Source organism: Streptomyces sp. NBC_01384 (genome assembly GCF_045040035.1).
GTDB lineage: Bacteria > Actinomycetota > Actinomycetes > Streptomycetales > Streptomycetaceae > Streptomyces.
In genome coordinates, this window is the sequence record NZ_CP109559.1 from 7,369,488 (window position 1) to 7,383,241 (window position 13,754).

At 72.3% G+C, this 13,754-nt stretch carries 1 protein-coding gene; it reads left to right on the forward strand.

What is annotated here, in order from left to right; all coding sequences use genetic code 11:
- Positions 1-12 precede the first annotated feature (12 nt).
- Entirely contained in the window at positions 13-13,674 is a 13,662-nt protein-coding gene (locus tag OG747_RS33740) for a hypothetical protein (RefSeq protein ID WP_405883138.1), read from the forward strand.
- The last annotated feature ends 80 nt before the right edge of the window (positions 13,675-13,754 follow it).

A 13,754-nucleotide genomic window follows, 5' to 3' on the forward strand; every position in this document is an offset into this window, starting at 1 on the left:
CGGGCGACAGACATGGCAGATCACTCCGGTGCATTCGACGCCTCCGGGGTCCGGGCCCTCGCAGCACAGTGGCAGGCCATGGCCGACGCCCTGTCCAGCGGCTTCGCCGAGATGGAGAGCGCGGCTTCCGGCGTGGCATGGAGCGGTGCCGGGTACAACGAGTTCTCCGCCGGCTGGGAAGCCGTGCACGGCATCCTGGACAAGCTCGTCGATCCTGCCCAGGAGATCGCCCAAGCCCTCTCGAACTACGCCGATCAGGCGGAGGAGTACGAGAAGAAGGTCAGGAAGTTCGAACTCGCGCAGGCCCTCATGGGCATCTTCTCCAGCATCTTCGGGATCCTGCTCTTCCCGATCATGGGAGTTCTCGGAGCCGGTCTCACCGCACTCATCGACTCGCTGGAGAGCGTGGTGGCCGTCGTGGGCGAGGCGGTCACTGAGTTCATCCTGGACTTCGTGGTCAACCCGGTCATCATGACCGGACTCCAGCTCGGCGTCGACGAGCTGTCGACCTACTTCGCCGACAAGATCGCGAACCTCCCCTTCCACACGGACTGGAGGCAGGAGGGCATCAACCTCGGCGTCGCCGGAGCCTTCGGTCTGGGCTTCGGCGCGAAGAGCATCCCGTTCGGGGGAATCGGGAAGGGCCTCAAGGGGATCATCCCCGACGCCTGGCACGGCAACGTCCCCAAGGTCGACCCGCCCAAGTCCGGTGACCCCGGCTTTGCCGGCGCGGGCGTGAACGGGAACGTGAAGCTGCCCGACTTCCCGGGCTTGGGGAACGCCGACTTCAACACCCCGCACGAGTACTCCGGGTACGGGTCCAGCAAGGCCGACGGCTGGGAGTACAAAGACAGTCTTTCGGTTTCGGACGTTTCCCACAGCAGCGGCTACAGCGAGCCGTCCGCAGGGTTCGCGTACACGGGCACCAGCCGGTCCAGCACTCCTGAGGCCGACGGCGCCGGCCAGCCCGGAAGGAGCTTCGACGGTCGTCCCGACATCGTGGGCAGCCGTCCCTCTACTTTTTCCACCAGCGGCGGACGCCCCGTTCCCGAGTCCCAGACGGACGGCTCGGTGGGCCGTGCGGGCGTGGTGGATGGCGAGGTCGGTCCGGCGGGTTCGCGCCCGATGGCACCGGGGACGGCGGAGGGGCCAGTGGGACGTGCGGGCGTGGCGGACGGCGGCCACGAACCGCCCACCTCGCGCCCGTCGACCCCGGCATATGGGGACACCCATGCGGTGGAGACCTCACCGGGCGGTCCCGTCGGCGTGGACGGCGGCCCCGCTCCGTCCCGCTCCACCGGAGCCGGCGCGGCCGACCCGGTGCCGCGTACCCCGCACCAGGAGAATGCCACCGCACCGACGGAGCGCAGTGACGGCGGAAACGGCCGAGCGGATGCGGGGGCCGTCTCCCGAGCGAGCGGCACGCGTGCCGGGGAGGATCCGGCCGAGGCCCTCCCTGGCAGCGGGCGGCCGCAGCACGTCGCGGAGCCGTCGGGACATGGCGGACCGATGCGGAGCGAAGAGAGCGCGGGGATGTCCTCCGGGTCCCGCCTGGCCACCCCGGAACCGTCGAGGTCCCCGCAGGCCGGTCGACTGCCGGACGGAGAGGCAACGGGTGTCCCGCATGCCGGCGAACCGTCGCCCCGCCCGGAGCGCGGTACGGTGCCCGAGACCTCTCGCACCCCTCCGGGCGACCCCGCCGCGGGCCGGGAGCCACTGCCCCGTGCCGACGACCCGGCGCGGGGGCGCCGTACCGCGGGCCCCGCGTCCCCGGACCGCGCCACCACCTGGCCGCGCCGGACGGACGGCGAGAGCCACCTCGACGGCACCGGCCCCGACGACGGCTACGCTTCGCTCCACAGCCGTGACTCCGGCCCGACCTCCGACCACGGCCCACTGAGCGCCAGCGACCTTCCGCACGCGGGCCCCGGGGCGGAGTCCGGTGGTACCCGTCCGGCCGAACTCGACCGCCTCGGCGTCGGCCGTCCCGACGAGGCCGGCGGTGCGGGGCACGGCTCCCACGACGACGTGCCGTTGTCGCAGGAGCAGCGGGAGGGCGCGGACCGTCATGCCGGCCCCGGCGAAGGACACGGTGGAGACCGAGACCCCGGTCACCTGCCGCCGTCCCGTCCGGAGCCCTCGCGCCAGGAACACTGGGACGCCTTCACGCGGGACAGGGACCATCGGTACCACCAGCGGCTGCCGATGGAGGAGACGCTCGACCGGCACGCCTCAGCCATGGAGATCGACGTCGAACGCGGCTGGCAGCGGTTCGCCGAAGGGGACCCCGACGGCGCCGCCCGCCTGGAGCACGTCAGCGGGGCGAGGGAGCATGTCGCGGAGAACTACCGCGAACGCCTGAAGTCGGACCTCGACACCCACTGGGACGAAAGCGGGGCGAGTGGCTGGTCCCGGCACTACGAGGGCCTGCGCCCCGAGCACCAGTCGGCGCTCGCCGACGACTTCGCCCACCTGAGCGAGCAGATGCGCCAGAGTAACGCCTTCCGCGATCGCTTCCCCGGGGACCTGGAGACATTCCGGCAGCAGGACCTCCTGCGCGGCAACTACCTCGGCGAGCGTGGGACGCCGACCTTCGAGGAGGACCCGTCCAGCGGGATCTTCCGCGAAGTCCTGTCACCCGACGCGACGCCCCTCGACCGGTTTTTCCACGAGCAGCAGGACCGGCTCACGGACGCCGTGAGCGAAGCCTGGCACAGTACGGCGGAGTCGACGGCGGCCACCCGCCGCGCCGCCGTCGACTCCGCCGTCCAGACCTTCCGTGAGCAACTTCCCGAGCACCTCGCCCACTACCACGACCGCGAGCGCCAAGTCGTCCACGCCGCCCGCCACTTTGATGATGTCGTGGGGGACTCCTGGTCCGACCTGCCGTACTCGTCCGCGGGCGCGTCGGGCCGTGGCCGCGACATCGCCCTGGACGGGGAGAGCCTCGCCCTGGTGCGCAGGGAGTTCCAGGACGACATCCGCACCGCGTACGAGGAGCACTTTCCGAAGCCCGGAACCGAGGGGACGGCCGCCGCGCCCTCCAGCTGGGACTCTCACTACGCTTCGGTGCTCGACTCGCTGGACGACCGTTTCGCCCATGCCGAGTTCCGCGACACGCAGGTACGCCGCGCTCGGCAACAGCTCACGGAGCTGATCGATCGGCGCGAGGCCCACGACCCGACCGCAGTGTTCGACTCCGAGGCGCGGGAGCGCGTCTCCGCGGACTGGGAGAAGGCGGTGGAGCGGGCCGTCGACGACTACTGGGACACGCACCACGGTCTCGGGTTCCGCGGGATCCGTGAGTTTTCCCCCGACGCCGAGGCCGGTGGGGCGACGGCGCCTCGGGACTGGGCACGGTACGAGGACGGGCTTCGGTCCTCACTGCCGGGACGTCTCGACCTGGAGGCCGACCTCGCCCACGCGGTGCGGGGAGCGGCAGAGGACTTCCACCGGGTGGTGGGCCACCCGGACAGCATCACACACCACTACGAGGTCGCCCCCGACACGCTGCGCAAGGTGGGTGCCGACTACCGCACCGAGACCGTCGAGGCGCGCCGGGAGCTGCTGCACGAGGAGCGCGCGGACCACGACACGGCAGCGTGGCTGGACCACGAGGCAGAGCACGAGCGGCATTTCGAGACCAAGGCGGAAGCCCTGCGCGACCGCCCCTTGGAGCGGCCGGCTCCCGGGCGGGAAGACGCCGGGTATCTGCCCGACGGTCGCCGTGATACGGCGGAGGGGACGGATGCCCCTGCCGACTCGGCGCCGACCGATGCCGGCGGACGTTCCGATGACGGCTTGGCCGGGCAGGACGGTGGCTCACCCCGCGGTCGCGGCGAGGGCGCCACGCGGGAGGACGCCGGCAGTGGGCAGGTGCTCCAGGAGAGCGCCCCGCCTTCTGCGGTTCCGAAGTTCGACCGCACGATGTCCGGTGCCCGGCAGTATCGGGAGCCGCAGTCGCGCGGGAGCGGTGATCCGACCCGTACCGCCGGCGTACACACGGGAGTTGATGACACAACGGGCGCGCATGGGTTGGACGGCACGGCCGATACACACGTGGACGGCACGGCCGACGCTCACGGCGTCGGTGGTGTCGGCGGCGTCACGGAAGCGCACGTCGTGGACGGCACGGCCGACGCTCACGCCACGCACGGTGGGGCCGACGCACACGCAGGCGAGGACGACACCGACATCATCGAGCTGAGCACCGGGCAGCCCGGCGTCGACCACGCGGGGGCGAGCGGGCAGACGGGCCCGACGCACCAGGTCACATGGGACACAGTGGTGCGCCAGGACCCCCTTGCGCACGCGCAGGCGGAGATACTAGGCCAACTCCCGCCGCAGGAACTGGCCGGCATCATGTCCGAGGCTCGCGGGCTGGTGCTCACCGGCGCGCACATCCCTGTGCTCGGGTCGTCCCTGACACCGCAACAGCGGCACCTCACCAGGTTGTTCGCGGACTACCGCAAACTGGCCGAGGTCCACGTGGCCTACGAGCTGCACAGCCACGGTGAGCAGGCGGCGCAGAACTTCGCCGAACGCCTCGGTGCCGGCGCCCACCGCCGTCTCGCCGACGCGCTGGAGCCCGCCCACCGGTTCGCGCTCTCCTGGGAGGAGGCGCGCCATGACCCCGGTTTCGAGCAGGCCGTGGACACCGCCAGGCAGGTCGTCGCGGAGGTGACGAGGATGCGCCCCGGCGGGTCTTTCTCGCGCTCCTTCGATGCCATGGGTTTCAACGATCAAGCGGTTGCCCGGATCGCGCACTACCTCGTCAGCAGCCCGGGGGACGTCCGCGGCGCGGCCGTCGTGTACGCAGCGGCGGCCTACTACCACCCGAGCGTGCTGGCAACGGCGACGGACTGGCAGAGCCTCGAGGGCTCGCAGAGCAGCGACGGGCCAGGGCTGCGGCAGGAGAGAACCACGCAGCACGACGGCGTACCGAGGCGGAAGGGAGCCGCAGCCGGTGCCTCCTCGTCCGCCGAGCGCGCCCTCGAAGGTGCGACGCGCTCACCGGGCCTCAGCGCCAGCCTCCCCCCGGCCACGGACATCGCGTTCGCCACCGCCGAACAATGGGACCAGGCGCGCCAACTGGTGCAGCGCTGGGACCACTTCCCGGTCGTCATCGGCAGCGATCCCGAGGATCTCATGGCGCGCGCGGAGCATCACGCGCACGCGGCGTCGGTGCTGGAAGTCCTCATGCGGTCCGGTGCGGAGGCGGCTCGCAGCCATGCGAAGCGGCTAGGCGAAGCCAGGGGAGCCCAGCCGTGGACCGGACGGCCCGGCGGCGCGCACCAGGCCCCGGCCGACCTGGAGATCGGGCTTGCGCGGCCCGCGGACCAGGCGACGCAGCCGGCCGGGGCGAGCGCGAGCGACACCGGGCCCTCCGGCGCGACCGGCGGCACCAGGGTGCGCCGACTCGTCGACTACTTCGAGGCCCTGGCGAACGCCGGTCGCGAGGACCGGGCGGAGGAGGCCGGCTCCGCAGAGGAGGCCGTGCCCCGCAGCACCGGAGAGAACCCCGAGGGCCCGGCGCAGACGGGGCGGCAGGACACCGCCCTGTCTGCCGGTCCCCACCCGGCCGAGGCCCAGCACCTGGAACCGCGTGCCGTGCGGGAACTGTCGGAGCCCGTCGGCAACCGGGACGCCCTGTGGCTCGTCCCGGGCGTCCATGGCGAGTCGGTCTTCGACGAGCTGGTGCCACGCGAGGACGTGCCGCCCACCGCACGGGTGCTGTCGCCCCAGGACCGCCGGTGGCTGGTCGGGGCCGTACACAGGGACCGGGAGCGGTACGCGGGGCCCGGCGCCCAGCTGCGCCGGGCCGCTGCGGAGACCGTGTCCATCGCCACCGAGGCGTTGGCGGGCATTCAGGCGCGGGCGGACGGCGAGGACGTCGCCGACGCGGTGGAGGAGGAGCTGCACCGGCTGCTGACGGCGCACCAGCCGGTCCGCGGCGTGACGGAGACGCGCCGCGCCCGCGAACAGCGTGAGGAGGAGATGCGCAAGGAGTGGGACACCTTCCTCGGCCGCGGACTGACGCTCGTCGTGGGCGGGGACCTTGTGTGGCTGCGCCCCGTGCTCCGCGGGTTTCAGGCGGATCCAGCCCCCAAGGTGCCGGGACAGCCCAGCCGCTACGCGGTCTCGTTCGCCGGGACCACCGGAGAGGGCGAGCTCTCGGCGACCGGCAAGTCCGGCGGCCGGCTCAGCGGCCTCGGCATCATCGGCAACGCGATCGCCTCCGGCTCCGGGCACGCCTCGATGCTGTTCGCACCCGGGGCGCTGGACGTGCAGAGGGGCTGGGGCCGTACCGACAAGTGGAGCGCCTCCGTCATCTACGGGCAGAAACTGTTCGTCCAAGGCACCGAGCGCTACCGCGTGGGCGTGGGCGTGGAGGTGGTGTTCGGAGGTCGGCGCCTCGGCGCGAGCGGCGAGATGTTGTGGCTCAACCGGGACATCCGCCTCCACGTGCCGTGCACGCTCGGGCAGTCCGTGCCCGTACCCGACGTCGCGCCGCTTGCGGAAGGGGCGACACCGGCCCCCGTACGCCAGTTGCCGCTCGTCGTCACCGCCGCCGACATCGGCGAGGTGGTGGAGAGCCTGCAACACGCGCTGCTCCTGCGGGGGTTGGCGGCGGCTGCCGTCAAGGAGTTCGTGGAGTCCGCCCAACAGCAACTGCTCACACCGAAGATCCTCGACAACCGCGCGCTGTGGATGATGAACGGCGTCGACGTCTCCGGAACCATCGCTGTCCCCGGACTCAGCGCCCACCTGCGGGTCACGGTCCGCCTGGTGCCCGGCACGGTGCACCGCCGGGCGCGGGTAGAGACCGCCAAGATCCGCCAGGACCTCGGTGGCGGGGCCGCCAAGGGGCTCGGAGCCAAGTTCGCCAGTTCCGGCAGGTACGGGACGGTGATCAATCTCGTCGGCGTGGCGCTGGACGCGATCAGCCATCATCACCTCGGCAAAATGGTCACCGGTATGGCGCCCGGCCTTGCCGGATCGTATGAGGTCAAGGGTGCCCACGGTGCCAAGTACCAGCAGCAGGTCCTCGGCCATGCCGTGCTGAACGAGACCGGCGGGTATCTCCGGCTCAGCGCGCGGGCCGAGGTCACCGTCCGGGTCGTCGCCGACCGGGGGCAGCCGGTCGAGGTGCGGGCGCTCGCGCCGCTGGAGATCGGGATGCCGGACCGTCCCGGCACCTCGGAGGCGTTCATCCGCCACCTGAACTCCCCGCGCAGAACAGAGCCGGCCATTCCCGGCCCGCGCCCCGTGATCGACTCGGGCGCCCCGACCCCGCGACCGCGGTCCGGGTTCGGCTTCGCCGTGGTGACGGCGTTTCCGGGCGCCGAGCTGATCGAGAGCAGTGTGTTCGGGCGCTTGTGGGAGGCTCACCGCGCCGACCCGTCCGTCGACTGGCAGGCGGTCGAGCGGCAGCTGAGCCTGACCTTCTCGCCGGGAGCCCTGCACGACGGCGCCCTGGTCGGCCTGGTGGAGCACCTCCGTGTCGGCGGGCGGCTGTACCGGGTGCGTGCCACGCTGGAGCTCGGCGAGACGCTGGATACCGAATCGGTGCCCAGTCTGACCGTCAACAACCGCGCGCTGACCAGCGACGCGACCGCCTCGTCCGCGGAGCGCGGCAGTGAGACGGCGGTGGGCCTGGGCGGCGGTGTGCGGTTCGATCCGATGCACCTGCTGCGTTTCCAGGCGCTGGGCCAGGCCGCCCGCCGTGGCGAGAGCGTCCAGTCACTCACCAGCACCAGTGCCGCCACCGCCTACCGTCGTACTGAGACCGACGGCGAGGCGACGGTGGTGACCCGGGCCGCGACGTGGACGGTGGACATCACCCGGGTGGACGGGCCGTTGCGCCCCATGGCCCATTACCGCCTCCTGCCCGAAGACGGCATGCGCGCCCAGTTCGCCGTGCCCCATGCCCACCTGCCGCACGAGCGGGGCCCCGTCGTGCGCGAGGTGGCGGCGCGGGGCACCGTGCTCTCCGAGGCTGAGGCGGCCGGGCTGCCCGATTCGCTGCCCCTGGGAGAGGGGCGCTCCGGTGGCGTCTACGCCGCCTTCGCCGCCTTCGCCGACCTGCCCGCAGTCCTGGCCGGCCACTACGGGGCCTTCAACGGGCTCGATGCGCGGTGGGCGGAGCCGGACAATCAGGCACTGTGGCCGCAGCAGTTCTGGACCGTGCTCAGCAACCGGTTCCTCAACGCCCGGTTCGCCCAGCTCACCGGGTCCGGCGGCACCACCGTCCACCTGCCGGCGGTCGGCGGCTGGCAGCAGTCCCTCACGGTGCGTGCCCGAGTCCTGCCGCGCGACCACGGCCTGGGGCGCACCGCCGACGAGGTCGAACTGGAGCAGTACGCCGCGTCCCGGAACCTGCTGAGCAGCCAGCAGGCCAGCGAGACGAATTACTCCGCGAGTTTCAAGCCGGCGGTCCAGCTACGGCTGGGCGCCGCGTCCCACAGCGGCGGAAAGGAAACCCCGGAGCACCAGCGGCCGGACGAGTACGAGCGCTCGCAGGGGACCACCGGACCCGAACGCGCGGTCTCCGACGTCCAGGCCGGCCCGCTGGCCCCCCGCGGGCCGGAGTTCGCGGCCGAGGGCGGTGACGGCCCGGAGTTCGGCCGCCACAACCGCCCTGCCCCGATCGGCCGGCTGGCGGCTGACGCTCAAGTGGGCCGCGGCGTCACCCACGGGCACGGCCGGACGCAGGGCGTCGGCAGCATCCGTATGACCCGGGCCACGTACCGGGGAACGCCGTACCACCACATCGGCGACCTGGTCCTGGAGTTCTGGCTCTCCGCCACCCGGGGCGAGGAGGTGCGCACCCCGTCGGTGCTCCGAGTGCGCTACGAGGACGGAGTGCAGCTGCTCGTACCCGAGCAGCGTGCCGGCGAGTTCCTGACCTCCGCCGCGGATGTCTCGGGGGAGGCCCGTCCGGCCACGAAGTACTACGACGCGACCGCCTTCCCCGGTGCCGCGCACGTGGAGTCCCTGCGCGGCGGCGACGCGCTGTTCGACCAGGTACTGCGGTCCATCGCCGTGGCCGACCCGTCGCTGCTGCGCTCGATCCCGCTGTCGGCCGCCCCGGACGCGCCCCGCTGGTACCACCCCAGTTCCCTCTATCTTGCGCTGCAGTCCTCGTTCGCGGCCGAAGGCGTGCTGACACGCTTCCCGTTCCTGCGCGGGGAACGGCTCAGGCTGACCTTCCTCGCCGAGGACGCGCGGGGGCGGTCGAAGAGGGTGACGGTGGTCGTGACCGGCACGGTCGTCACGGACCCCGGGGCCAACCCGCCCGGTGCCCCGCGCGCCCGTATGAAAGCGACGTTCCGCAATCAGGCGGTCACCAGCGCCGAGGAGGAGGTCTCCCACGGAACCGGCCGTACGGGCGGCGGCGGTGTCCACGGCTACGCCGGCACCCACTCGGGTCACGGCGGCCTGGCGGGCGGCGCCGAGTGGGAGCGTCAGGCAGGGTCCAGCCACGCCGTGACCGCCGAGCGGCTCGACATCGTGCGCGCGGACCCCGCCTCGCCGCTGTGGGTCTTCGACAAGGAGATCGCCCTCACCGTGCACGTCGACATCGAGACCGTGGCGCACACAGCAGTGGCGCGCACGGGAGAGGCGGCAGCCGCGGCGGCACGAGCGTTGGCGGGGGCCGCCGGTGCCACGGCGTGGGCCGACCGGATCCTGCCGGGCGCACCGCTGGACGACCGTCGCGGCGAGGCGGTGGCGGCGCCCAACCTGCGTGTGCGTCTCCTCGTACCCGAGGCGTTCCTGTCCGACACGCCGCCCCGGGCCGACGAGGCGCCGCCGGTCCACCCCCAGTGGGAGCCGCCGCTCCCGAGGCACTCCGGTGAGGCGTGGGAGCACCTCGTGGAGGAACTCCTGCCCTGGGACATGAAGGTGGCCCACCTGGCCAGGGACTACGCGCTCGTCGCGGCGGCGGGCGGCCCCGTCCCGGGCGCACCCCTGGAGGCGGGTGAGCCCATGGCCGGTTCCGGGGTCGTGCTGAGCCCCGAGGACGTGCTGCGCTACGAGACCGCGACCTCAGTTTCGCAGTGGCTGCCCCGTGTGGACGCCCTCCTGCGCGACGCGCTCCCCGTTCCCGTCGCCGGCCAGGAGGTCCTGGCGCACTTCCACGTGGACGGACTCCGCCCGGTTCCCGGCGCCACGATGAAGGTCAAGGAGCGCAAGTACGCTCAGGAGTCCTCCGCGCCCAGGCACGAGAAGACCTGGAAGTCCGTCGTCAAGCGCAGCGGCGGACTTGTCGGCGGGGGCACCCTGGACGGGGACCGGGGCCTCGGCGACATCGGTCTGGGTGCCGACACCGACGAGGGGCGGAAGTCCTCCTCCGAGGTGAAGGTCACCGATGAGACGAACGTCGTCGCCGAGCGGACAGACCAGGTGTACGCCGTCGACGGCCGGCTGGTGCTCGCCATGCGGGGGTCCGGCCACACCCTCGTCGTTCCCGTACCCCACGCCATGACTGTCAGCCTGCCCGTCGGCCTGGACATCGAGGCGGCACTGCGCGCGCCCGAAGACACCGCAGCCCAGGACACCGCGGGCGCCGAAGACGGCGGCACGGCCCCCGAGTCCCTCGGCCACCTCCAGTCCCATGGCGGCTCAGAGACGGGGCAGCTCGCCGACGGCGCGGAGCGGGACGCGGAGGTGGGGGAGGACGAGGGTATGGAGGAGTTCTACGACGCGCTCGATCACTTCTCCTCGCTCTCGAGTCCCACCTCGTTCTCCTCGCTCGAAGAGGACGAGGGTATGGAGGAGTTCTACGACGCGCTCGATCACTTCTCCTCGTCCGACCCAAGTCTGACCGGCGCCGGGTTCGCCGCAACGGTCGAGCCGGCCGGTGCGGTCGGTGAGGGGAGTCGCGGGGCCGCGGAGGGGTTCGCGGTCAGGTTCGCCACGTACACGCAGTGGTTGGCGGGTTGGGACGGGGCGAGTCCGGGACCGGAGGCGAAGGAGGCTGCTTGGTGGTGCCTGTTCGGGGCCGAAGACATCAGCGTGGTCCAGGGCAAGTTGCCGGAGCCGCGGGGGGACGCGGTGTCGGCGGAGCAGGCGTGGGGGCTGTGGCAGGACGCGCAGGTGGCGCTCGCGCGGGCGCGGGCTGACAGCGCGCAGGCCGCTGCGCGGTTGATGTCGTTCTCGTCGGGGTCGCTGTCCGACCCGTCGTGGTGGGTGGCCGAGGAGGCGCTTGAACGGGCGGGGAACGCGGAAGCGGCTGCCCGGGTCACGTTGAACGCCTGGGGTTACGACCCGGACGAGGCGCTCGCGTACCGCCTGCGCTTCGAGGAGGCGTGGAGCGGTCGTTTCGGCGGGCTGGTTGCCGGGGCTCCGGCGCTCGGTCTCCCTGCGGACGCGTCGGCGGAGGCCGGGGATGCTCCGGTCGAGGCCCGGTCCGCGGCGGCGGAGCCGGAGTTGCCGCAGCCTCCGCTGCCCCACGAGCGGGCCGAAGGGTTGCGCAACCGGGAGAGCAGCGCCGCGGTGCCTTCCGCCGCCGGCTTCAAAGCCACGCCTCCGCAGACCTTGGATGCCCGTCCGGCAGCCTCTGCGGAGACCGCCGCCACGGTCGTCCGGCCACGGCCGACTGCCCCGCCGAAGCTCCGTACCGCCTATTTCGGTCCCGAGCCGCGTCCTGAGGACCTGGCTCCGCGGCAGAGTGCCGGGACCTTTGAGGCGACGGCCGGATCCGAGGCCGCTTCCGTGTCGACGGCCGCGCCCGAGCCCACGCGGTTTCGGACCGCGGCCGTCGCGGGCCGCGTCGACGGCGGCGTTTGGTCCGTCGAGGACCTCTGGCGGGAGATATCGGCCTCGGGTCCGCGCCGCCGTTCCCCCCTCTTGCAAGCCGTCGGCCAGGCGGTCGAGGAACTGTCGGCCGGCCCCGACTCCGGCGCCGGGCTGGCCCGGGTCCTCGACGCGATCGCCGCCTGGCAGGCGTCGAAGAACGGCCGGAGCGCGCGGTGGGAGCAAGTGCAACGGCTGGAGCGGCGCCTCCGCTCCGAACTGGAACGCACGCGGTCGGCCGCGCCGAGTGTGTCGGCACGGTTGGCGCGGCCGCTACCGGGGCCCGCCACGCCCCCTGTCGTGCAGGGGTTCGCCGGGGCCGCCGGCTTCGAGGCCGAACTGCCTGACTACGGCATGATCATCCCGAGGGGCATGACATCAGAGGACATCGGCACCGTGGTCACCGGCGACGGCTTTGAACTGTGCCTCGACTCGACCGGCTACCCGGTCCTGGAGTTCGTGAGCTCCCCCATACGGGTGCTGCCGGGCTCCGCCTACGACGGGCGCGCCGATCGGAGCACCGTCTTCGCCGCCCTGGAGGACGTCCTCACGCGCTTGGGCGCCGCGCGCCCCAACGCCCCGCTCACCGCGCTCTTTCCCAGTACGGCGGGATACACCGTCCACGCGGATGCGGAGCCGGACGTACGCTTCGGCGGCCGGCAGACCACGATGATGCGGCCAAAAGGCATGAACCTGCACTACACCGTTGGTGTGCCCACTGGCGGACTGACGGAGTTCCTCACCCATGTCCTGGAGCACGCCCGCGCCCACGGCGGCGTTATGAAGGCGTCCTCGGAACACCTGAGGGACGCCCTCGTCTTCGGCAGCGAGGTCGCGAGCGACCTTCCGCGGTGGGCGGCGGCGCGCCCGCAACCGGCACCGCGCGCGACCGAGTACGAGCGGACCGCGCTGGAGGGCTTCATGGCCCTCACCTATGCCCAGATCGCCGCCGTGGCGCAGTACACGGCGTCCAACATCGCCCTGACGAAGAATTTCGCCGCCGTGACCTCCCGGATGTCACTGGGCGGCATCAGGGCGGACCTCGGCCCCACCGCCCGTGCCTACCTCGACGCGAACGCCCACGCGATCCGGCGGCAGTTCACGGAACGCTTCCGCGACCACATCGGAGAAACATCGGTCAGCGGAGTCCTGGACCGGTTTGTCCCGGGGCGGTCGGCGGCCGACGACGGGCAGGGGGCACCGACGATCGGCGATTACCTCGACAACGCGCTGATGGAGACGCCCGCGCGCCCCCTGACCCAGAACGACGCCCTGGGCGTACGGACCCACTACCAGTCCCTGGACCGGAATCCGGACCAGTCCGGCACCCCCAGGATCGACCCTGGCCTCGTCCTGCTGGAACTTCGAACCTATGGCGAGCGCGTGTTCACCGTGGAGGGCCTGGAAGCCGAATACGGGCGCTTGGAGAGTCTGGCGCTTGATCTCTACAAGCGTGCGCGAGCCGCCCTCGGCCTACGCCCCGTCGGCCTGCTGCCCTTCGCGCCCGTCGCGGGTGCCGAGCAGCGCTTCGTGCTGGAGCAACTCGTCCGCGAGACCCTCGGCGACGATCAGGCCGTGCCACGGCTGACGCACACCTACAACACGTGGGTCAGCGGCGACCCGGCTCAGGCGAGCGCTGCCGGTGCGGAGTTCGAGGCGGTCGGCCGCGGCGCCGCCGAGACAGTGGCACGAAGCGTGGGCGGTGAAGAGGAGTTGAGGCAGGCGACGATCGTCATGGGGCTGGAAGGGGACCTGGCCTTCGTCCCCGCCGCGACGGCGCTCACCCAGAAGATCGCAGACACGCTGCGCCACCGCGTCCTTCTCACTCTCAGTCCCCGCACGGAACCCTTGCAGGTGTGTCCGAACGGCCTCTGATTCTGCCCGCTCGTTCATTGCGTCGCGAAGGAGCCCGGTCGACGCTGATGACGCCCCTGCCGCCGTGTCAGCATGAGGCA